The sequence below is a fragment of the Methylotenera sp. E1MeOHC1 genome (assembly GCF_058745595.1).
In genome coordinates this window covers 583,855-606,077 of the sequence record NZ_CP196025.1, presented here as the reverse complement: position 1 = coordinate 606,077, position 22,223 = coordinate 583,855, and the positions used below count along the sequence as shown (strand labels likewise).

The following is a 22,223-nucleotide window of genomic DNA, read 5'->3' as shown; positions in this document are numbered from 1 at the left end:
TCAACAGCAGTCCTACACCTAACGATCAAGCTGCCGGATTAAGGCGAATTATGGCAAAGCCAAAGCCTAGAATAGTGTCGGTGCTGTCTGCGTCATCTACCCAAGCACAACCGCGCCTTATCACCAACCTTGCCGCCTCTATGGTTGCCCAAGGCAATGAAGTGCTAGTCATGCATGCCTCAGAGCACGCATCTGAACATCATTATGAATTGGGCCAGTCCCCTACGCTACTGGATGTGATTTCTAACAAGCATACGTTGGCGCAAGCAATCAAATCCACCAGCCATGGATTCTCTAGTGTGAAACTAATGCACAAAAACTCAGGTGCAAAGGCAAGTGAAAACCATACCAACAGCCAGCTTAACCTGATGTTTAACCAATTAGCTCAGCAATATGACATGGTGCTAGTTGACACCATGCTTAACTCAGCCAATGTGCTGCCCTTACATAAACTCAATGAAAGTGAAATCATTATCCAGCTCTCACGTAAGCCAGAATCGATTACAGAGGCGTATTCATTGATTAAACAAGTTTGCAGTGAGCTTGGCAGGCGTTCTTTTGGTATCATTGTGGAAGACTCAACTGATGCGCAGGCACAAATAGTATTTGGTAATATCGCACAGGTGGCAAAACGCTTTATGCAAATTGAATTAGAGTTTTTTGGTGCAATTCCTGCTGATAGCCACATCAGCCGAGCTTCCAAGCTGGGGCGCTCCGTCATTGATGCGTTTCCGCTCGCGATAGCGTCAACCGCATTGAAACAAATTGCACAACGCTTAGATTACAAGCATGATAATATTTTTAACAATAAGCAGGCACAACTAAGCTAAAGACGATTTATGTACACAGCGCACGGGAAAAAAGATCAAAAAGACGTTTTGCTGGATCAGCACGCTATCTTAGTTAAAAAACTCGCCTATCAATTAAAAGCAAAGCTACCGCCTAGCGTAGAACTTGATGATTTAATTCAAGCGGGCATGATGGGCCTGCTCGATGCTGTTAATCGCTATGAAGACACGCATGGTGCCCAGTTTGAAACCTATGCCGCACAAAGAATCCGCGGGGCAATGCTAGATGAGCTACGTAGCTCAGACTGGTTACCGCGTAGCATCCGTAAAAACATGCGTGATGTTGAACACGCCATTAGCCAACTAGAACAGCAGCTTGGTCAGCCCCCCACTGAAAACGATGTAGCCAAAAAGCTTAACTTATCGCTAGCGGAATACCATGAGATGCTAGGTGACTGTAGCGGACACCAACTGGTCTATTACGAAGACTTTCATGAAGCCGACAGTGGTGAACACTTTTTAGACCGCTTTCAAACCGATCATGATAGTGATCCAATTAAAGGCTTACTAATTGGTGACTTCAAAGATGCACTGATTGCTGCGATTGACTCACTACCTGAGCGAGAAAAAATCCTGCTGGGTTTATATTACGAACAAGAACTAAATTTAAAAGAAATTGGTGCGGTTATGAGTGTTTCAGAGTCCCGCGTATGTCAACTACATAGCCAGGCGGTTGCTAGGCTGCGTGCCAACTTAAGAGAGAAGTCATGGACTGGGGCAGTGTAATCGGGCTAATCCTTGCTGTTGCAGGGATTATACTAGGGCAAAAACTTGAGGGTGGAAACGTTGAATCGCTGTTGCAATATGCAGCTTTCCTTATCGTGATGTTTGGTACTTTTGGTGCGGTACTTGTGCAAACCCCACCAAAAACTTTTTTGCAAGGTTTAAAAATGCTAAAACTAGTATTTAAAAAACCTGTTGATGACAAAAAAGAACTGACGAAACGCATTTTAAACTGGAGCAACTTTGCGCGTAAAGAAGGCATTTTCATGCTGGAGCCTTTCTTAAAAAGGGAAACTGATCCTTTCATCATTAAAGGTATGCGCTTGATGATTGATGGCACACCGCCAGAAAAAATTCGCGAGATATGCGCCATTGACATCTATTTCCATGAAGTTCAAATGCGTGGCGCAGCAAAAATATGGGATGCGGCCGGGGGCTATGCGCCAACTGTGGGTATTTTAGGTGCAGTTCTAGGCCTAATTCATGTGATGGAAAACCTATCCGACCCGAGCAAGCTAGGTAGCGGTATTGCTGTTGCATTCGTGGCCACGATTTATGGTGTTGGTTTTGCTAACTTGATATTTTTACCGATTGCCAACAAATTAAAAACACACATTCAAGCAGAGTTGAAAACACGTGAAATGCTGCTTAATGCATGGGTGTCTATAGCCAATGGCGACCATCCTAGAATCGTTGAAGAGCGCTTAGATAGTTACCTAGATAAACCGCACTAACCGCCCATCCATACAAAACAGCCATTTGAATATAAATCATGTCGAAACTCATTCGTAAAAGAGTAGAAGAGGATCAAGAGAACCACGAGCGGTGGCTGGTTTCTTATGCTGACTTTATCACGCTTTTGTTCGCGTTTTTCGTCGTTATGTACTCTATTTCCTCTGTAGAAATAGGCAAATACAAACAACTTACCAATTCTATTGGCACCGCTTTTAGCGGCAACGGTAGCTCTGGTGTTAACCAGACAAGTACAGAAAAAGGCCTAGGCGCACGTGGCGTTACGGAAGCTAATACATCGATTGTCAAACCACTTCCACTAAGTCATTTATATTCAGAAAAAATGCGTAGAGAGCGTGACTCTATGGCTAAAACTGGTACTGAGGTATCCAATAAATTAGCGCCGATGATTACCGAAGGCAAGATTCAAGTCATACAAACCAGCCGTGGTATCCGTATTGATATACAAGATAACCTGCTATTCGGCGCCGGATCTGCTGACTTATCACCGACAGCCAATGCAATCATCAGCGAAATTGTGCCACTCATTAAAGATAATCAACGGAAAATTCAGGTAGAAGGCCACACGGACAACACACCAATTCATACCGCTACGTTCTTCTCCAACTGGGAGCTTTCTGCCATACGCGCCAGCAGCGTTGTACGTTTACTAAGCAGCTTGGGTATCAGTGAGCAGCGTTTGAGTGCCACCGGTTTAGGTGCATCACAACCGATTAGCGAAAATGAATCAGAAACTGGGCGCGCTAAAAATAGACGTGTATCTATCATCATTACCTATGAACTGCCTACGCAAGAGGATACATCTAACGTGATTGCACCACAGGCATCTGCCCTACTGCCTAAAACGCAAGCAGTGCAGAAAGTCCTTAATTAGCCAATACCCAGTTTTTGAATCAATGACTTAAGTGTAGGTTAATTCGCTTTACCACCGCCAGAAAAAATTAAAGCCAGCATATTCTGGCTTTAATTTTATACAGAATCTATTATTTTACGAATTACTCTTTACCGATTTGGTATTCTTCGTAGCTTACTTCAACAATTTTGCCAGTAGTTGCATCAACTTCAACCTTAACCTCTTCTTTGTCCGCTTCTAAAATATCAAACTCGTAAGATGCTTTACCATCAGGCTCAAGTTCGTACTCTACTTCAACGACTGTACCAGGATGCGCAGCTAGTGCCGTTGCCTTAGCATCAGCCTCTGATACTTTAGCTAATGCTTTGAATCTAGCATTATCAGCTTTGACTTCTTCTTCAATTTCAGTCACTTTTCCTGTTTTAGCGTTGCACTCAACATCCCATGCTTTGCCATCTGCAGTTTCGATATCAAACTCATAAACACCCGCTTTATTCTCTGACTTAAATTCAGCCTTTACAATGGTGCCTTCGCGCTTAGTTAATGCGGCTTTTACGCACTTACCTAGGCTGTCATAAGCTTTTGGTTTGATTGTTTCATGGCCTGCAACTGCAGCGTTTGCAAAAAATACCGCCGCGATTAAAGTTGACCCTAAAGATAAACGAAACATTGTTAACTCCTATTATTGTTAGTGAAGTATAAAAATTAAGTAGCTAGATAAATCTATTACTATTTTTCAATTTTACCAAACTAGCACTAACCACTTGATTGTTTTACAAAATTATTACATTTTTGGTTGTAATCAGCCAACACTAGGCACCATGGCAGCACGATAAAGGCTGATTACAGCCAACCATCACTGAATCAAACGAGCATAATAAAAAACCCAGCACATGGCTGGGTTTTTTAATGACATCAATTACTCTTTTGATGCACGTTTACGCTCATGCTCAAGCAAGTAACGTTTACGGATACGAATGCTCTTCGGTGTGATTTCTACCAATTCGTCATCATCAATAAACTCAACTGCAGACTCTAAAGACAAGGCAACTGGTGGAATCAAGCGCACAGCTTCATCAGTACCAGATGCACGCACGTTAGTTAATTGTTTACCTTTAACTGGGTTAACGATCAAATCGTTATCACGGCTATGAATACCAATTACCATACCTTCGTATAGCTTGTCGCCAGGTACTGAGAACATACGACCACGGTCTTGTAGCTTCCACAATGCATAAGCCACAGCTTCACCCTGCTCAGCAGAAATCAATACGCCGTTGCGACGACCAGGCATATCAGCTTTAACAGGTGCATATTCGTCAAAAATATGTGCCATTAAGCCAGTACCGCGCGTTAAGGTTAAGAACTCACCTTGGAAACCGATCAAACCACGTGCTGGAATTTTGTACTCTAAACGGGTACGGCCATTACCATCAGATTCCATATTTTGCATTTCACCACGACGACGGCCTAACTCTTCCATCACGCCACCTTGGTTTTCATCTTCAACGTCTACCGTCAAGATTTCATATGGCTCACACTTTTCACCATTGATTTCACGGTACACCACTCGTGGCTTACCTACAGCCATCTCAAAACCTTCGCGACGCATATTTTCTAGAAGAATCGTCAAGTGCAACTCACCACGGCCAGAAACGCGGAACACGTCAGCATCTTGTGTATCTTCAACACGCAACGCCACGTTAACCAACAACTCTTTAGTTAAACGGTCACGGATTTGACGTGAAGTCACAAACTTACCTTCTGTACCCGCTAATGGTGAAGTGTTCACCATAAAGTCCATGGTCAATGTTGGCTCATCCACGCCTAAGTGTGGCAAACCTACTGGGTTTTCACGGTCACAAATAGTGAAACCGATACCAATATCATCAAGACCAGAAATAATCACGATATCGCCTGCTTCAGCTTCTTCCACTGGCACACGCTCAAGACCTCTAAAACCTAACACTTGGTTGATACGGCCTTGTGCAACTTGGTTGCCTTCGTTCATCACCACAACAACCTGACCAGGCTTGATTTTACCGTTACGTACACGGCCAACACCAAGACGGCCAGTGTAAGTAGAATAATCTAGTGCAGAAATTTGCATTTGCAATGGTGCACTGCTGTCGCCTGCTGGACACTCTACGTGGCTTAAAATCGTTTCAAACAATGGGCGCATATTATCGCTAGCTACGCTCATATCTAAAGTTGCAAAACCATTCAATGCTGATGCAAAAACAACTGGGAAATCTAACTGCTCATCTGTTGCACCTAAATTAGCGAACAAATCAAATGTTTGGTCAATCACCCAGTCTGGACGGCTACCTGGACGGTCAACTTTATTAATTACTACAATAGGCTTCAAACCTAAAGCTAATGCTTTTTTCGTTACGAAACGTGTTTGCGGCATTGGGCCTTCTACAGCATCCACTAGCAATACCACGCCATCCACCATACCTAATACGCGCTCTACTTCACCACCGAAGTCGGCATGGCCTGGAGTATCCACGATATTAATATGTGTACCTTCATAGTTCAGCGCAGTGTTTTTTGCCAAAATGGTAATGCCACGTTCTTTTTCAATATCGCCACTGTCCATCACACGCTCAGACACTGTCTGGTGAGATGTAAATGTACCTGCTTGATGTAGAAGTTTATCAACCATAGTTGTTTTACCATGGTCAACGTGGGCAATAATTGCGATATTTCTTAAATTACGAGACATTGTCTTGCTACCAGTTCATTGAAAGGCGGCGATTTTAACACATTAACCCCCAAGAATGATTTAACAATATGCAAATATAGAAAAAACTCTTTGACAAAGTGTAATTAATGCATATAATGCGCACAACTTAGAACTTTAAATAGCTAAACAAATAGCTCTAAAAGTTTTAGATTCATCGCCCTGACCCTCAGTCACTCGTGAACTTTTGAAGTGACTATCTTTAGATTTAATATTAAATCTATCTTTACTGGTTAGCGGCTATGCCCGTGCGCTGGTAAATAAAGCATCTCGAAACTATATATTTGAAACTTGCTTTTTGCGTTATGTTGTTTTTACAACATCACTGTAAACATACATGTATTTGCTTGCGCCCTTTTTATTGTTTTTATAAAACTGCTTTTGAAAGGGACTACCTTGTCTTTTGAATCATTAAATCTGAACCCTGCTATCCTTCGCGCTATTGAAGAAACAGGCTACACTACCCCTACACCTATCCAAGCACAGGCTATTCCTGTGATAATGGAAGGCCATGACTTGATGGCCTCAGCTCAAACAGGTACAGGTAAAACAGCGGGCTTCATGCTGCCAGCACTTAACTTACTTGCAACTCCACATGAGTCAAAAAGCCGTGGTCCACGTATTTTAGTGTTAACACCGACACGTGAACTTGCAACACAAGTGAACGAAGCAGCACGTAAATACGGCAAATTCTTACGCGCACGTACTGTAAGTATTGTAGGTGGCATGCCTTACCCACTGCAAAACAAATTGCTATCACAACCTCTAGACATTCTAGTTGCTACACCAGGCCGTTTATTAGATCACATGGAACGTGGTCGCATTGACTTATCACGTTTACAAATGTTGATTTTGGACGAAGCTGACCGCATGCTGGACATGGGTTTCTTACCTGATGTTGAGCGTATTTGTGAGCAACTTTCTGCTGAACGTCAAACACTATTGTTCTCAGCAACATTAGATGGCGACATCGCACGCATTGCAAACAAGATTCTTAAAAACCCTAAAACGGTTCAAGTTGCTGCGCAACGTGAAAAACATGCCAACATTGAGCAACGCTTGCACTTTGTTGATGACATGACACACAAAAACAAACTACTTGAGCATTTATTGATTGCGCCAGAAGTTAACCAAGCGATCATTTTCACCAGCACTAAACGTCATGCCGATGTTTTAGCTGAGGATTTGTATGCTGCAGGCCATAAAACAGCGGCACTACACGGTGATATGACACAAGGCGCGCGTAACCGTACATTGACTAAACTACGTCATGGTGATGTAAAAATCTTAGTAGCGACTGACGTTGCTGCACGTGGCATTGACGTACATGGCATTACACACGTAATCAATTACGACTTACCAAAATTTGCAGAAGACTATGTACACCGTATCGGCCGTACCGGTCGTGCTGGCAACACTGGTATCGCTATTTCATTCGCATCGAACATGGATAGACACATTTTGCGTAAAATCGAACAATTCACTGGTAACACCATGTCGCCAGCTGTGATTGAAGGTTTTGAACCAAAACGTGCCATGAAGATGGATGGCCCAAGCGGCAGCCGTCGTGATGGTCATAAACCAGGTGGTCGCGGTGGCTTTAAACCACGTGATGACCGTGGTGGTTACAAAGGTCGTGATGATCGCAATGGCGCTAGCCGTGACAGCGCTCCTCGTAGCGAAAACCGTTTTGAAAACCGCGGCAACCGTGATTCAGCACCGCGTGAAATCAATGGCAACTCAGCTGGTTATGCTGGCAGATCTGATGCTAACCGCTCAGAAAGACCAGCAAGCGACCGCCCACGTAGCTTTGGTGACCGCCCAGCGTTTGATAAAAACTCTGGTGACCGTAGCCGTGGCAACAACGCTGGCACACCTAACCGAAGCTTTGGCGATAGCGTAGCTTTTGGTAAAAAACCATATGCACGCGACGGTCAACGTAGCGAAGGTCGTAATGATCGTGGCGCAGCACCTGCTGCACGTCGTGATGGCGCTCGCAATGACAGCCGCAGCCCAGCACGTAGTGGCTTTGGCGGTGCAAACGCAGGTGCAGGCAATGGCGCACCACGTCGCTCACGTAGTTTTGTATAATTTAAGTAAAGACTTTAATTGAACAGTACCCAACAAATGACAGACATCGTAACGACTGACAGCCCAAGTTTCAGCACATTAGGACTCGCACCTGAGCTCTTACGTGCATTAACTGAATCTGGTTACACTACCCCAACCCCAATTCAGGCACAGGCTATTCCTGTTGCCTTAGCTGGTGGGGATTTAATGGCAGGTGCACAAACCGGCACAGGTAAAACTGCGGCTTTTTCACTGCCCTTGCTACAGAAGTTACTACCGCTAGCCAATAACAGCACTTCACCAGCTAAGCACCCCGTGCGCGCGTTGATTTTAACGCCCACACGAGAGCTTGCGATTCAAGTGGAAGAAAGCGTGAAAGCCTATGCCAAGCATACGCAATTACGCTCACTGGTGGTCTATGGCGGCGTAGATATCAAAACACAGACACCTCACCTTAAAACTGGGGTTGAAGTACTGGTAGCGACGCCTGGCCGTTTGTTGGATCATATTGAACAAAAAACGCTACAACTTAATCAAGTGCAAATGTTAGTGCTTGATGAAGCAGACAGAATGCTGGACATGGGCTTTATGCCTGATTTGAAACGAATTTTGGCATTATTGCCAAAACAGCGTCAGAACTTAATGTTCTCAGCAACATTCTCCAACGAGATTAAGAAGTTAGCAGATGACTTTTTAACCAAGCCTCAATTGATTGAGGTTGCGCGCAGCAATGCAACCAATGACAATGTGACGCAAAAAGTATATCAAGTTGCGCAATCAGATAAAGAAGCCTTGCTGATTCAACTATTAAAAGAAGCCGATGCAAAACAAGTCATCGTATTCACCAAAACAAAATTAACGGCGAGCCGTTTAAGCCGCAGCCTAGTACGCGAAGGCATTGCCGCAGACGCGATTCATGGCGATAAAAATCAACAAGAACGTATTAAAGCCTTGGATGCATTTAAAGCTGGTACAGTTTCAGCGCTTATCGCTACCGACGTTGCTGCACGTGGTTTAGATATTAGTGAATTACCGATGGTGATTAACTATGAAATCCCTAGTGCACCAGAAGACTATGTGCATCGCATTGGCCGTACCGGACGTGCCGGTGCAAGCGGTGTTGCAATTTCATTTGTCAGTGATGATGAAGAAAAATACTTGGTTGAGATTGAAAAATTAATCAAACGTCAAATTACTAAAGAGACCGTTACTTTAGACAAACCAAGTTCACGCGCACGCAGCCACGGCGCTAGCCAAGTGAAAGAGCGAGAAGCATCAACCGTTAGACGCATCCCTGCTAAAAAGAAAAGTGCAGATCCGTGGTTTGATAAGCCATACGAGCCAAACACACAGCAAGACAAAAATGTTGTTGCTACCAGACAAACTAACGCCAAGAAAGCGCCAGTAGCAGCCCTGCTTGGTGGCTTATCTAGAAAATAATCTACAGCACAGCGTAGTCTACAAAATAAATAGGGGCACTGATGTGCCCCTATTTATTTACTGCCCCTGCTTATTGCGCATAAAGTCAGCGACACCATAGAGCTGGTTTGCTAACTTTTTCATCAAATCGTCGTCATACTCCAACTGATGCATGGCCTTAATCATGCAATACATCCATTGATCACGTGCTGATTCACCAATTTCAAAAGGCATATGCCGTTTACGCAGCATAGGATGGCCGTAGCGCTCGATATATAGCTGCGGCCCACCTGTCCATCCGGTGAGAAACATAAAAAGCTTCTCGCGTGCAGAAGTTAAATCTGACTGGTGCATATCACGCAAAGGCTTGGCCTTAGGGTCGCTATCCATGATGTCGTAAAACGTTTCAACTAGCAGCCGTATATTTTGTGTTCCATTTTCCGCACCGCCAAGCAGTTCAAAAAATGTACGTTTATCACTGCCCGCTTCTTCTATCTCATTCAACATTGTCTTAAAACCTTGATTGCAACGTATCAATTGTCTCAATCATTAAGATCGAGGCAATCAACGCTACACATAACATTTACATACTTAACAGGTATTACATATCTACCGTGGTTACCAAGCTAGCCGCTAACTTTGCACTTGCTCTTGCTTCGGTAACGTCTTTCCCTGTTGCTAGCGCAACACCCATACGTCTTTTGGTAAAGGACTCTGGTTTACCGAACAAACGAATATCAGTATTAGTGACAGCTAAGGCATTTTCTACGCCTTCAAATGCCAGTTGTTTGGTATTATGTCCACCGTAAATCACAGCGCTCGCGCCTGCTTCACGTAAACTCACATCGACCGGCAACCCTAAAATTGCACGTGCATGTAAATCAAACTCACTAAAGCGTTGTGTAGCCATGGTTACCATGCCTGTATCATGCGGGCGTGGGCTCACTTCACTAAACCACACGTGGTCACCCTTCACAAACAGCTCTACACCAAACAAGCCCAATCCGCCTAGGCTATCAGTCACAGCTTTGGCGATACGCTTAGACTCTTCCAGCGCGTTAGTTGCCATGGGTTGTGGCTGCCAACTCTCTACATAATCACCCTTTTCTTGCAGATGACCAATTGGATCACAGAAATAAGTATTAATTTCACCTTGTGCATTTTTGGCACGCACGGTTAACAGCGTAATCTCGTAGTCAAAATCAATCTGGCCTTCAACAATCACCACGCCTTGATTAACGCGGCCGGCTGATGCTGCGTAGCTCCATGCGGCCGATACTTCACTTGCCTGTGTAAGGCGTGATTGGCCCTTACCTGAGGATGACATGGTTGGCTTAATAAAACATGGGTAGCCGATGCCGGCATCGATAGCGGCCTGAAGTTCTGCCTCGCTACGCGCAAATGCGTAAGGAGATGTCGGTAAATTAAGCTCCTCAGCAGCAAGTCGGCGAATTCCCTCGCGGTTCATGGTCAGCTGCACAGCTTTAACGGTAGGAATCACGGTTGCAATTCCTGATTTTTCAATATCTGCAAGGGTAGCCGTGTTTAAAGCTTCAATTTCAGGCACAATTAAATGCGGTTGTTCAAGCGCAATGAGCTGACGCAACGCCTGATCATCTGTCATATCGATGACATGCGCACGATGTGCAACCTGATGACCCGGCGCATTTTCGTAGCGGTCAACCGCGATCACTTCAACACCTAAGCGCTGCAAAGCAATAATCACTTCTTTGCCAAGCTCACCACTACCCAAGAGCATGACACGGGTTGCATTAGGACTTAAGGGAGTTCCGATTCGCATAGGGATTCTTTCGTTTGATGATTGCTCGAATCATACCACGCAGCTATTTTTAAGAAAATTGCAGATGCGGGTTAATTCACAAGAAAATCAGAAATAGAAGCAAATCAGCGGGTAGTAGCTACCTGTGTAAGTCACGACCATCATCAATGATCAGACCTATAATGCAGACCTTATATGCACTAAACTTTTGATGCTAAGTTTGAAGCGCGCCAAGCCTAGAATAAGCTAGGGTTTGATTTGGTGCTTATCCATACGGTAGCGCATCGTCATGCGCGTAATGCCGAGCTTTCTAGCTGCTTCAGAAACATTAAATTTAGTTTCTGCCAACACCTGTAACAATATCGCGCGCTCGGCTGAATCTAAAGCAGATTGATGCGAATCTAAAGACATCAACGGCACTGGCTCTGCCGGACGAGTATTTGGCAATGCCAAATCTATATCCGTTAACTCACCATTATGACAAAGCAACATGGCGCGCGTTACTTGATGCTTTAGCTCTCGCACATTACCTGGCCATCTGTAAGCTTGTACAGTGCTAATCGCCTCACGTGTAAAATGTGGGCTTGTTAGGCCATAACGCCTTGCAGTTTGAGCAGCAAAATGCTGCGCTAGCAACATGACATCCTGTCCGCGATCACGCAACGGCGGCATAGAGATACTCATCATATTCAGCCTGTAGTATAAGTCCTGCCGAAAACGCCCGCTCTGCGACATTTCATGCAAATTGCGATTGGTCGCGGCCACAAACCTAGCAGGCACAGCGCGCTCTTTGGTTGAACCAATGCGCCGAACTACGCGACGTTCCAGTACATTAAGCAATTTGGCTTGTAGCGCTAACGGCAATTCACCAATCTCGTCTAAGAATAGAGTACCGTCTTCAGCAGCCTCAATCAAGCCAGGCCTAGCGCCAACTGCGCCGGTAAATGCGCCCTTCTCATGCCCAAACAGTTCACTTTCCATCAACTCAGCAGGTAGTGAAGCGCAATCAACCTGCACGAACGGTTTTTCACTATTAGCGCAGGATAAATGCAATAAACGTGCAGCTACATCTTTACCGGTACCGGTTTCACCACCAATCAGTACCGTTGGAGGCACGCTATCATGTGAAACCAGCTGTGCGATGCGCTTAATCTGCATTTTCACATTCTGCATCGCAGGGCTATCCCCCAACAACTCAACCCCTTCTGACGCATGCGCATTACGCTGACGTGAATAATCCAAACTCTTGCTCTGGTTTGCCGCAGTTTCGGCTTTTTGAATCGACAATAGCAACTCTTCGAGATCAATCGGCTTTTTAAGGTAATCAACCGCCCCCTGCTTCATGGCATTGACCGCATCGCTAATTTCACCATGCGCAGTCATCACAATCACCACCGCACCTTTTGCTACAAACTCCGGTAGCAAATCCAAGCCATTACCATCTGGCAGGCGCATATCGAGCAACACCACATCCGGCGTAAACTGCCTCACGATATTACGCGCATCCTGCAGGCTCTCTACGTGTGCACACTCATAGCCGGACTTTTGCAGGCGGCGCACCACTGCACGTGCAAACAGTGCTTCGTCTTCAACAATCAGTACTTTTGACTGCTGCTTTCCTGTTACTAAGTTATCGTTGGTGCCGAGGTACGCTAATTGCAATGCTTACTCCTGAAATGCGAATGTGAAGTTGTTATCTATCAGTCAACGTTAGCAAGAAACATTCCAAACAGTATTAATATGAAATTCAATTAATCGCTAACCAAGCCCGCACTATGCCAATTTCAATAAAAACTATGCGCTGTGTATTACCAACAGCGTACAAAGCTAGCCAAGGTTAAAATGTGTTCAGGTAATTTTTGCTCAATAATTTATTAATTCAATCACGACATATTCAACCATAATATGGTTTATTACAACCATATTATGGTTATAAACAACCAATCAAGGCTATTTACAACCACTAATCAGTATGAGTAAAACTAATCAACTACTGCAGGCTATAAAACATACTCTATAAAATTCAAATAGTTAAATAAATAACATAGAAATCGACACGAAATGGAATATTAATTGCATATATTGGGCCACTATCACATGACGATAAATGTAATTTTTTATTGAAAGTAGCAAAATGAAGAAACCAGTAATGAAACTAAGCGCTGTTGCCGTGATGCTTGCATTCGCAAACACATCAGCATTTGCAGACGATACGCCAATGACCCTTAAAAAAGTTGAGGTGTATGGAACAACACCACTGCCTGGTATTGGATTACCGTTAAACAGAGTGCCCGCTAATATTCAAATGGCATCACCAAAAGACGTTAAGAATCAATCTGGCGTGTCAATTGCCGATTACATGACAAACAACATGCAGGGCGTTACTGTATCTGACATGTCAGGCAACCCATGGCAGCCGGAAATCAACTTCCGCGGCTACTCTGCCTCATCGTTACTTGGCAACGCTCAGGGTTTATCTACCTATGTAGATGGCGTACGCGTTAACGAGCCGTTTGGTGACGTGACACTTTGGGACAAAATTCCTAGTTTTGCTATTGGCAATATGCAAATGGTACCGGGTTCAAACCCTTTATTTGGCCTAAACACATTAGGCGGTGCAATTGTAGTTCACACAAAAAGCGGGCGTGACAATCAAGGTATGGCACTAGAGTACGAAGCTGGCTCATGGGGACGCCAACGTGCTTTAATCGAGGCTGGTGGCGTATCAAAAGATGGTTCAGTTGACTACATGCTAGGCTATCAACACACGACAGAAGATGGCTGGAGAAAAAGCTCACCTTCTCACCTGAATCAGTTATTTGGTAAATTTGGCTGGCAGAATGAATCCACGAAATTAGACCTCACCTATATCGGCACAGATAACAGCCTGATTGGTAATGGTTTCGCCCCTCAAAACCTGTTGAGCGGCGATCGCGATCAAATCCATACGCGCCCAGATCTTACTAACAACTACTCGCACTTCTTGGCATTAAACGGCTCACATTGGATTAACGAAGACACCATGTTCTCCGGTAACGTCTATTACAGAAAATCTAACCGTCATACCAAAAATGGCGACTTATGGGAACTTGAAGGTGCAAATGCTTATGGTTTAGAGGACGATGAAGAGTATGTAGGTTCAGTCATGAACACATCCAAAACCACACAAGACACCTACGGTATGACCGGACAAGTGACCTTTGACCAAGATTGGATGGGCAAGAAAAATCAATTTGTGGTTGGCGCTGGCTACGACTACACACTGATGCGCTTCAAGCAATCTGAACATATTAACGTCTCTAGTTTTAGTGAAGGCGATGAAGGTACCAGTGGCCTACCTGGACTAAGTGACACTGTATTTGATGGCAGCCGAGCACCTATCATGGCTGGTGACGGCTTACTCCCGCAAAGACAAACCACTGGCCTTACCGGCAAGCAATACACTGCTCGCTTATTTGCCACAGACACATTATCTCTTAACGACAAGTGGCATTTAACCGGCGGTGCAAGCTGGAACTTCACCCGTGTTGATAACGTAGACACCTTAAGAGGTGACCGCTCTTTAAGTAACCCAAACAGCTTGACGGCAAGAGATAGCTATACACGTTTAAACCCAAGTGTAGGCCTAACTCATACACCTAATGACAACTTAACGTTCTATACCTCTTACAGCGAATCTAGCCGTGCACCAACAGCTATTGAGCTTGGCTGTTCTAACCCGGCAGCGCCATGCTTGCTACCTTCAGCAATGGCGGATGATCCTCCATTAAACCAAGTAGTAGCAAAAACTTATGAGTTTGGTGCACGTGGCTTACTCACTGAAAATGTTCGTTGGAATGCTGGTGTATATCAAGCCGTTAACCACGATGATATTCAATTTACTGCAGCAGGCTCAGTAAATGGTGCTGGCTACTATAAAAACGTAGGCAGAACTAAACGCCAAGGGCTAGATATGGGCTTAGCTGGAGATGCCGACAAATTCAAATGGAGTGCTTCATACAGCTACGTGCGCGCTACTTACGACTCAGATGTATCGTTTGTCAGCCCATCAAATTCATCACAAGACATTGATCATGTAATTAACGCAAAACCAGGTGACCGTATTCCGTCTATTCCTGCGCATCAGTTAAAACTGCGCGGTCAATATACGGTAACGCCAGCATGGACCATTGGCAGCAGCGTAGTTGGCTTCTCTAATGCTTATGTCTGGGGCAATGAGAACAACCAACATCGTGCTAACAGTGCAAATTGCGTAGCAAATAACAACGAGGACTGTGCAACAGGCAACGGTAAAGTAAGCGGCTATTTCATTGTTAACTTAGATACACAGTACAACATTGGTAATGGCTGGAAAGCATTTGCTAAAGCCACTAACATTTTTGACCGTGAATACAATGTGAGTGGCCGTTTAGCTGAAACCATGTTTGCGGCTGATGGCACATATGGCACTGAGTCAAAACAACTTGGCTTATTACCAGGTGCGCCACGTGCAGCCTGGATTGGTGCTCGCTATGAATTTGGCGGCCCAAAAACATCTGCAAGTAAATAAACAGCAGTAAAAATAAGCTAGGTCATTTTAACGAATGACGGCTTAATAAAAAGGGGTTACAGCATGCTGCAACCCCTTTTTTATATCTGCTTGCGTTAAGTGCTATTAACTACACACCCTACCAGCAACCGACTAAATACTATTGAGCAATTGCCTTGGTGGTATATTCAAAAAACTACGCAAGCCCAGCCATGCTGCCGTTGGAATGATGACCGCAGCAACAAGTGTGCCTACCAGCATCACGCTCAAATTAAACTGAAATGGAATATTAAGCACACGCACGCTAATGTAATAAGCTAAAAAGTTTGCTGCAATCGATGCCACCAGTGCCGAGATAAAACCAATACAGGCAAACTCAGTCATATAAGCGATACTCACCTGTTGGCGTGATGCGCCAAACACGCGCATCAGCGTTGCTTCCCTCACGCGCTCTTCTCTGGTTGCAACTAAGGCCGCATACAACACTGCAACACCCACAAGCAGGCTAAAAGCAAATACGTATTCAACCGCCTGACTCATTCTTTGCATAATGCCACGCACTTGCTGCATCAAGGCAGCAATATCAATCACCGTTAAATTAGGGTACTGCTTAATCAGTTGATTGAGTGACTGCTCCGCGCCAATCGGCAAATGAAAACTACTGATATGGCTGGCAGTAAATTTATCCAGCACGCCTGGTGGTGTCACAGCAAAGAAGTTAGCGCGCATGGTATCCCACTCTACTTTTCTGAGGCTACTTACAGTCAAAGTTAGCGGATTACCAGCCACATCAAACTGCAGCTCATCGCCAAGTTTAATATTCAGACTTTTTGCCAAACCTTCCTCTAACGATATCAATGACTTGCCATCATCCTGACTTGACCACCAACGCCCAGCTATCAGCTTATTATCGCTCTGCATTTCTGCCGCCCAAGATAAATTAAACTCCCGCTCAGCAAGCCTTTTGGCACGTTCGTCTTGCCACTCCACTGTTTGAATCAGGTGTTTATTTTTACTCACCAAGCGCGCTCGTACCATTGGGAAAATAGCTGCATCTTTAATGTGCTGTGCAGTAAAAAACTGATCTACTTGAGCAATCTGGCTTGGTTGAATGTTAATCACAAATCGATTCGGCGCACCTTCAGGCAAAGAAGCCTGCCAATTACGGATTAGATCACCACGTATGAGCGTGAGCAACATAATCACCATCAAACCCATGCAAAAGCCTATCATTTGCACAGTAGATAACCCCAGTCGCCGCCTTAAGCCTTGTATGCCAAGATTCACTGATGCCAATACCTGAGTTTTGGGCGTCACCAACAAAGAGCGCTGTACTAAAAAAGTCAGTACATAAACAAAACCCAACACCACTAGGCTCAGTGCCAGCATTGCCGCAATAGTAGATAGCGCAATATTCACGTCATGCGCCTGCCAGAAAATCATCAGCGTCATCATCAACGCAGCAGGTAGATACTTAGCCTGCGCAGTCAATGGTTGCATCAAGGTATCTAGCCTCAGTATATTCATTGCGGACAGGTTTCTCATTTGCCATGCATGCGGCAATACCACGGCAACCATCATGCCTATACTCGCAAAAATGCCTATCAACACCGGCGCTAAAGAGGTGGGCGGCAGTGTTTCAACAAACAAGCTGCCCGCCAATTGCGCTAAGCCCAACTGCGCAAAAAAGCCTAGCAACGCGCCAACCAATGCACTGAGCAACGCAATGATTAGGGTTTGAATGGTCAGTATTTGCAACACCGTATTTTGTTGGGCGCCAAAGCAGCGCATCAACGCAAACGTATTTAGGCTTTGCTTGATATAAGGCAGGCTAGACAGCAACATAGCCACCATCGCCAACACCACGCTCACCATGGCAGACAAGCCCAAAAACTGCTGTGCTTTATCTAACGCTGTTTTAATCTCCGGTCGTGCGTTACGCACATCATCTATACGCTCACCTCGGCTCAATTTAGGTTTAGCTTGTATAGAATAATCATTAATCTTTTCTGGCGTAGATGCTAGCAACAGCTGGTATTTCACACGGCTGCCATATTGAATCAGCTTGGTAGTGGCTAAATCCGAGGCGTTCATCATCAGGCGAGGTGCAAAGCTAAACATATTACCGCCGCGCGAAGGCTCACGTAACAATATCGCCGCCACGACTAAACTACGCTCCCCTACCTCTAGCTGGTCACCCACCCGAACATCCAACAAGGTGGCTAAGCGTGGCTCTATCCAGACCTCACCGGATTGCGGGGCAGATTGCACAGATTGCCCGACCTCACCGCTATGTTGACCAATCGTTAAATGGCCACGTAACGGGAAATTAGCTTCAATTGCCTTAATTTCAACTAATTGACTAGATTCTGCGTGCATCACCATACTAGCAAACTCATAGGTGCGCGTTGTTGGAATTTTCTGTATTACTGCAGGCTCACTTAGCGCCTGCGGGATAGGATGGTCTGCAATGACAGCCAAGTCGCCACCTATCAGCAAGCTACCCTGCTGATTAAGGGCAGACTCAATACGCTGCGTAAAGAAACTCACTGCAGTGATGGCTGCAACCGCTAATACTAGCGCAAACACCAACACTCTTAACGCCCCAGCTCGCCACAGACTAATGGTCTGCGACCAAGCTAATTTAGTCGCAAGCATCATGATTGCGTCACTTCACGTAGAACGCCACCATCCAACTTAAACAGACGCTTACAGCGGTTTGCAAGCTGTATGTCATGGGTCACCAACACCAATGTAGTACCAGCCTCTTGGTTCATATTAAACAGCAAATCGATAATCATTTGCCCAGTGGCGCTATCTAAATTACCGGTAGGTTCATCTGCAAACAAAATACTCGGCTGCGTTGCAAAAGCACGCGCGATTGCCACGCGTTGCTGCTCACCACCAGATAGTTGCTTAGGGTAATGCTCTACGCGGTGACTAAGACCTACTTTATCCAAAGCCTCTAAGCTTAATTTTTTTGCCGCTAGATGGCTTTTTAATTGCAGAGGTAGCATAACGTTTTCAAGCGCGGTCAATGCAGGCAACAATTGGAATGACTGAAACACGAACCCCATATCTGCAGCGCGCACTGCCGCGCGGCCGTCTTCATTTAAGGTGCTAAATGCCTCACCTCTAATTTGAACGCTTCCACTAGTTGGGATATCCAACCCTGCAAGCATGCTGAGTAATGTTGATTTACCTGAGCCGGAGCTACCGATGATGGCGACTTGGTCGCCCTTTGCCACGCTGAGATTTAGGCCACTGAGTATGCGAATTTGGTTATCATGGTTAGTAATTTCGTAATGTAAATCTTGCGCTTGAATCATAGGAGGTTGTTGCATTCATGTTGTTCCGTTTATTGTTAGTATTTAAAACCGTATTGCTTAGTTTGTTCTTTTTGAATTTCGTTGCATGGTCTAGCCCGGTTTCTGCAGAAAACGCAAAAATTATGGTGTATGGAGATAGTTTATCTGCAGCGTATGGCATCCCACAACAACAAGGCTGGACATCATTACTACAAAAAAAGTTAGATGCTGAGCGCTATCAATACAAAGTCGTTAATACCAGCATCAGCGGTGAAACCACCAGTGGCGGGGTTAGCCGCATTCAACACACGCTTGAACAAACCAAACCCAAGATTATTATTCTTGAGCTTGGGGCAAATGACGGACTGCGTGGTTTACCTATTCAGGAAATGACTGCCAACCTCAACACTATCATTGAACACAGCAAAAAATCTGGCGCCAAAATATTATTAGTAGGAATGAGAATTCCGCCAAATTATGGGCCGCAATACACAAAGCGCTTTAGTCAAAGTTACGTACAACTGAGTCAGGAGCATAGCATTCCACTCGTACCATTTATGCTAGAAAACATCGCGGCAAAAGCTAACCTGATTCAAGATGATGGACTACACCCCAACGCCATTGCGCAGCCATTGGTTTTAGATAATATCTGGCCGTACCTAAAGCAATTACTGAAAAAGTAATCTTAGCTTATAGGCACAGAATCAGTAAAAGGTATTGGCACTAAGCCATTGATTGATGCACTTCAAATGTGGCAGGTTGCCAAGTAACCTCTATCCCTAACTCATCTTCAGCGGCTTTTAACTCATGTGCAATGCCAACCCCTGGCACGCATGCCAAACTGTCCTGCCAGTATATCAACGGCAAATGGTCACGTTGCCAAGGCGGGATATCGGCAGCTTGCAACAGATGCTTCAATGTTCGGGTTGGTCTGGAAGCATCTGGCTTAAAACGCTCGCCACCGCTACGGTTAGTAATTCTGAGCCTAGCCATGCCAAATTTAAGCGCTAAGCCAGCACCTAGCACTTGCTTAAAGGTAAGCAAACCACCATTAGGCACCGTTAAAGTTTCTTCGCCATTCCACACTAAGTCAAACGGTACGTTTACTTGGTCAATACAAAGATAAGCCCGTTGCTGGTAACGCTTTAGGATGTAATGCTGTATGTTGATGCTTAACTCTGCATCAGGCTTAGCGTTAAGCAATTGCTGCAACATCTCGCTAAGATGATCTGATGTGGGCATCGCAAGCTTATGCTGTGCAAACCACCATCTCAATAAGTTCTTAGCACGAGCTATACCCAACTGCTCTAAACCACGCAAACAAATGCTGTCGTTAGCGACTAAGTGTTGTGCATCCATTTCAGCTAACTGCGCTAATAACTCACTCGCCTCCGCAAGGTGCGAGGCTGTTCTGGCGATGACAGACTGCACGCTAGGATAACGCTCCTGTAAAATAGGCATTACATCGTGACGTATAAAGTTACGCTCATATCTAGTATTGTCATTACTCTCGTCATCACACCATGCAAGCCCATGCTGCATCGCATAATCATAAAGTGACTGCCTAGACACACCTAGCAACGGCCGCATCAGGTTACGTGTCTGGTCCACGGCAGCCATACTGCTAAGACCCTTTACTCCAGCGCCTCTTAATAGTTGCAAGAGCAAAGTTTCCGCCTGATCATCCTGATGATGCGCGGTAACAACAAAGTCTGCTTGGATTACACGCCGCGCATCAAACAACGCTTGATAGCGCAATAAACGCGCTGCTGCCTCAATGCCTAATTTGCTGGTTGTATCTACACTAACGTGGTTAATCGTGACAGGTACATGAAACAATTGGCACTGTTGCTCACATAAGGTAGCCCAAGCATCGGCATTAGGGCTTAAACCATGATGCACGTGTAAAGCATACAACTCAAAGCCGAGTAGCGGTTTGAGCGTAGCTAATAAATGTAGCAGTACAGAGGAATCTAAGCCGCCACTTAATGCGAGCAAAAGTTTGGGTGTTTGAGCCAATCGTTGGGTTGATGGCTGTGTAGCAGAGTCTAAGCGATTACTTAAAAATAAGTGTTGGCTTAAAAAAGAACGTAGTTCAGATAAGACTGGGTGAAGTTCAGCAGAAACAGGCTGGTTTGCTAAAGCTTGCTTACCAGCCCTTTTGACAGAAGCGTTACTTTTCAGCAACTTCTTTGAACTTGCCATAGCTCATTAAGCGCTCATAACGGCTCACTAATAATGTTTTAATTGATTTAGCTTTAAAGCGAGTTAACTCTTCTTTTAACGCCACTTTTAATGAGGCCATCATCTCTTCTGGTGCACGGTGTGCGCCGCCCATAGGCTCTGGAACAATCTTATCAATTAAGCCTAGTGTTTTGAGTTTATCTGCCGTGATGCCTAAAGCCTCAGCCGCCACAGAGGCTTTATCTGCACTCTTATATAAAATAGAAGCGCAGCCTTCTGGTGAAATCACTGAATATGTGCCGTATTGCAACATCAACAACTGATCTACAACGCCTAATGCTAATGCACCACCAGAGCCGCCCTCACCGATAATCACCCCGATAATAGGTGTTTTAAGCTCAGCCATCACATATAAATTACGTGCAATTGCTTCAGATTGACCACGCTCTTCTGCGCCAATGCCAGGATATGCACCCGGGGTATCAATCAGCGTAATAATTGGTATATTAAATTTTTCAGCCAGACGGAATAAACGCAAAGCTTTGCGGTAGCCTTCAGGGCGTGGCATACCGAAATTACGATACTGGCGCTCTTTGATATCACGGCCTTTTTGATGGCCAATCACCATCACTGGCTGGCCTTCAAACCTAGCGATACCACCTACAATTGCCGGGTCGTCTGCATATGCACGGTCGCCGTGCAGCTCTTCAAAGTCTGTAAATAACGCCTGAATATAATCTAATGTATATGGGCGCTGTGGATGACGTGCCACTTGAGATATCTGCCAAGCAGTTAAATTGCCATAAATATCTTCAGACAGTTTTTTGTTCTTTTTCTCTAATGCTGTCAATTCTTTTGAGATATCCAAATTATCGTGGTCATCATGTGATGAACGCAGGCTCTCAATTTTCGCTTCTAATTGAGCGATTGGCTGTTCAAAATCTAAATAAGTAATTTTCATATCGTTATGTTTTGTCTCAAATAATCTGATTCTATAATGCCTAATTTGCT

The 22,223-nt window shown here is 44.8% G+C and carries 17 protein-coding genes; 8 read left to right on the top strand and 9 right to left on the bottom strand.

The genetic code is table 11. From position 1 onward, the window contains the following. Window positions 1-50 precede the first annotated feature (50 nt). The 4 genes from ACSSU7_RS02710 to motD are packed head-to-tail and all read left to right on the top strand — an operon-like array spanning window position 51 to window position 3,198. Window positions 51-830 carry a MinD/ParA family ATP-binding protein gene (locus tag ACSSU7_RS02710; RefSeq protein ID WP_492517204.1) on the top strand — a complete coding sequence of 260 codons (780 nt, stop codon included), beginning with the start codon at window positions 51-53 and terminating at the stop codon, window positions 828-830. A gap of 9 nt (window positions 831-839) precedes the next feature. Next, window positions 840-1,574, top strand: a complete 735-nt coding sequence (locus ACSSU7_RS02705; RefSeq protein ID WP_492517203.1) for an RNA polymerase sigma factor FliA — start codon at window positions 840-842, stop codon at window positions 1,572-1,574. After that, window positions 1,556-2,305, top strand: coding sequence for a flagellar motor protein (locus tag ACSSU7_RS02700; RefSeq protein WP_492517202.1), 750 nt, complete (start codon window positions 1,556-1,558; stop codon window positions 2,303-2,305). The genes ACSSU7_RS02705 and ACSSU7_RS02700 overlap by 19 nt, the downstream gene beginning before the upstream one ends. Before the next feature lie 38 nt (window positions 2,306-2,343). Then, window positions 2,344-3,198, top strand: a complete 855-nt coding sequence (gene motD, locus ACSSU7_RS02695; protein ID WP_492517201.1) for a flagellar motor protein MotD — start codon at window positions 2,344-2,346, stop codon at window positions 3,196-3,198. 121 nt (window positions 3,199-3,319) lie between these two features. On the opposite strand, the gene ACSSU7_RS02690 is transcribed toward motD, so the two are convergent. Both ACSSU7_RS02690 and typA read right to left on the bottom strand, forming a co-directional pair. Further along, complete coding sequence (locus tag ACSSU7_RS02690) at window positions 3,320-3,847, bottom strand: PepSY domain-containing protein (RefSeq protein WP_492517200.1); 528 nt, start codon at window positions 3,845-3,847, stop codon at window positions 3,320-3,322. A gap of 249 nt (window positions 3,848-4,096) precedes the next feature. Next, window positions 4,097-5,905, bottom strand: coding sequence for a translational GTPase TypA (typA, locus tag ACSSU7_RS02685; RefSeq protein WP_492517199.1), 1,809 nt, complete (start codon window positions 5,903-5,905; stop codon window positions 4,097-4,099). Window positions 5,906-6,319: 414 nt separating this feature from the next. Here typA and ACSSU7_RS02680 point away from each other — a divergent pair, with 414 nt between their 5' ends. After that, complete coding sequence (locus ACSSU7_RS02680; protein ID WP_492517198.1) at window positions 6,320-8,014, top strand: DEAD/DEAH box helicase; 1,695 nt, start codon at window positions 6,320-6,322, stop codon at window positions 8,012-8,014. Window positions 8,015-8,050: 36 nt separating this feature from the next. After that, window positions 8,051-9,433, top strand: a complete 1,383-nt coding sequence (locus ACSSU7_RS02675; RefSeq protein ID WP_492517806.1) for a DEAD/DEAH box helicase — start codon at window positions 8,051-8,053, stop codon at window positions 9,431-9,433. A 57-nt stretch (window positions 9,434-9,490) separates the two neighbouring features. Here the strand turns inward: ACSSU7_RS02675 and ACSSU7_RS02670 are convergent, their stop codons facing one another. From ACSSU7_RS02670 to ACSSU7_RS02660, 3 genes are all read right to left on the bottom strand, one after another. Then, entirely contained in the window at window positions 9,491-9,919 is a 429-nt protein-coding gene (locus tag ACSSU7_RS02670) for a group II truncated hemoglobin (protein ID WP_492517197.1), read from the bottom strand. A gap of 94 nt (window positions 9,920-10,013) precedes the next feature. Further along, window positions 10,014-11,213: a formate-dependent phosphoribosylglycinamide formyltransferase gene (gene purT, locus ACSSU7_RS02665; RefSeq protein ID WP_492517196.1), complete on the bottom strand. Its 1,200-nt coding sequence runs from the start codon at window positions 11,211-11,213 to the stop codon at window positions 10,014-10,016. A 225-nt stretch (window positions 11,214-11,438) separates the two neighbouring features. Beyond that, window positions 11,439-12,854 (bottom strand): sigma-54-dependent transcriptional regulator, encoded by a 1,416-nt coding sequence (locus tag ACSSU7_RS02660; RefSeq protein ID WP_492517195.1) that lies wholly within the window; start codon window positions 12,852-12,854, stop codon window positions 11,439-11,441. A gap of 472 nt (window positions 12,855-13,326) precedes the next feature. On the opposite strand from ACSSU7_RS02660, the gene ACSSU7_RS02655 reads away from it, so the two are divergent. Further along, window positions 13,327-15,741, top strand: coding sequence for a TonB-dependent receptor (locus tag ACSSU7_RS02655; RefSeq protein WP_492517194.1), 2,415 nt, complete (start codon window positions 13,327-13,329; stop codon window positions 15,739-15,741). A gap of 132 nt (window positions 15,742-15,873) precedes the next feature. On the opposite strand, the gene ACSSU7_RS02650 is transcribed toward ACSSU7_RS02655, so the two are convergent. Further along, window positions 15,874-18,381, bottom strand: a complete 2,508-nt coding sequence (locus ACSSU7_RS02650) for an ABC transporter permease (protein WP_492517193.1) — start codon at window positions 18,379-18,381, stop codon at window positions 15,874-15,876. Beyond that, a complete protein-coding gene (locus ACSSU7_RS02645) occupies window positions 18,378-19,064 on the bottom strand; it encodes an ABC transporter ATP-binding protein (RefSeq protein WP_492517192.1) in 687 nt (228 codons plus the stop codon). The genes ACSSU7_RS02650 and ACSSU7_RS02645 overlap by 4 nt, the downstream gene beginning before the upstream one ends. 2 nt (window positions 19,065-19,066) lie before the next feature. Here ACSSU7_RS02645 and ACSSU7_RS02640 point away from each other — a divergent pair, with 2 nt between their 5' ends. Continuing rightward, window positions 19,067-19,711, top strand: coding sequence for an arylesterase (locus ACSSU7_RS02640; protein WP_492517191.1), 645 nt, complete (start codon window positions 19,067-19,069; stop codon window positions 19,709-19,711). Between the two features lie 40 nt (window positions 19,712-19,751). Here ACSSU7_RS02640 and tilS read toward each other — a convergent pair whose 3' ends face one another. Together tilS and ACSSU7_RS02630 are read right to left on the bottom strand one after the other, a co-directional pair. Continuing rightward, window positions 19,752-21,233 carry a tRNA lysidine(34) synthetase TilS gene (gene tilS, locus ACSSU7_RS02635; RefSeq protein ID WP_492517190.1) on the bottom strand — a complete coding sequence of 494 codons (1,482 nt, stop codon included), beginning with the start codon at window positions 21,231-21,233 and terminating at the stop codon, window positions 19,752-19,754. After that, window positions 21,202-22,173: an acetyl-CoA carboxylase carboxyltransferase subunit alpha gene (locus tag ACSSU7_RS02630; protein WP_492517189.1), complete on the bottom strand. Its 972-nt coding sequence runs from the start codon at window positions 22,171-22,173 to the stop codon at window positions 21,202-21,204. Before ACSSU7_RS02630 ends, tilS begins: the two co-directional genes overlap by 32 nt. Window positions 22,174-22,223: the final 50 nt, after the last annotated feature.

Excerpts from the sequence above, each read along its gene's own strand:
- ACSSU7_RS02710 (WP_492517204.1), top strand. The coding sequence starts at position 51 with ATGGCAAAGCCAAAGCCTAGAATAGTGTCGGTGCTGTCTGCGTCATCT.
- ACSSU7_RS02705 (WP_492517203.1), top strand. The coding sequence starts at position 840 with ATGTACACAGCGCACGGGAAAAAAGATCAAAAAGACGTTTTGCTGGAT.
- ACSSU7_RS02700 (WP_492517202.1), top strand. The coding sequence starts at position 1,556 with ATGGACTGGGGCAGTGTAATCGGGCTAATCCTTGCTGTTGCAGGGATT.
- motD (WP_492517201.1), top strand. The coding sequence starts at position 2,344 with ATGTCGAAACTCATTCGTAAAAGAGTAGAAGAGGATCAAGAGAACCAC.
- ACSSU7_RS02690 (WP_492517200.1), bottom strand. The coding sequence starts at position 3,847 with ATGTTTCGTTTATCTTTAGGGTCAACTTTAATCGCGGCGGTATTTTTT.
- typA (WP_492517199.1), bottom strand. The coding sequence starts at position 5,905 with ATGTCTCGTAATTTAAGAAATATCGCAATTATTGCCCACGTTGACCAT.
- ACSSU7_RS02675 (WP_492517806.1), top strand. The coding sequence starts at position 8,051 with ATGACAGACATCGTAACGACTGACAGCCCAAGTTTCAGCACATTAGGA.
- ACSSU7_RS02670 (WP_492517197.1), bottom strand. The coding sequence starts at position 9,919 with ATGTTGAATGAGATAGAAGAAGCGGGCAGTGATAAACGTACATTTTTT.
- purT (WP_492517196.1), bottom strand. The coding sequence starts at position 11,213 with ATGCGAATCGGAACTCCCTTAAGTCCTAATGCAACCCGTGTCATGCTC.
- ACSSU7_RS02655 (WP_492517194.1), top strand. The coding sequence starts at position 13,327 with ATGAAGAAACCAGTAATGAAACTAAGCGCTGTTGCCGTGATGCTTGCA.
- ACSSU7_RS02650 (WP_492517193.1), bottom strand. The coding sequence starts at position 18,381 with ATGATGCTTGCGACTAAATTAGCTTGGTCGCAGACCATTAGTCTGTGG.
- ACSSU7_RS02645 (WP_492517192.1), bottom strand. The coding sequence starts at position 19,064 with ATGCAACAACCTCCTATGATTCAAGCGCAAGATTTACATTACGAAATT.
- ACSSU7_RS02640 (WP_492517191.1), top strand. The coding sequence starts at position 19,067 with ATGTTGTTCCGTTTATTGTTAGTATTTAAAACCGTATTGCTTAGTTTG.
- tilS (WP_492517190.1), bottom strand. The coding sequence starts at position 21,233 with ATGGCAAGTTCAAAGAAGTTGCTGAAAAGTAACGCTTCTGTCAAAAGG.
- ACSSU7_RS02630 (WP_492517189.1), bottom strand. The coding sequence starts at position 22,173 with ATGAAAATTACTTATTTAGATTTTGAACAGCCAATCGCTCAATTAGAA.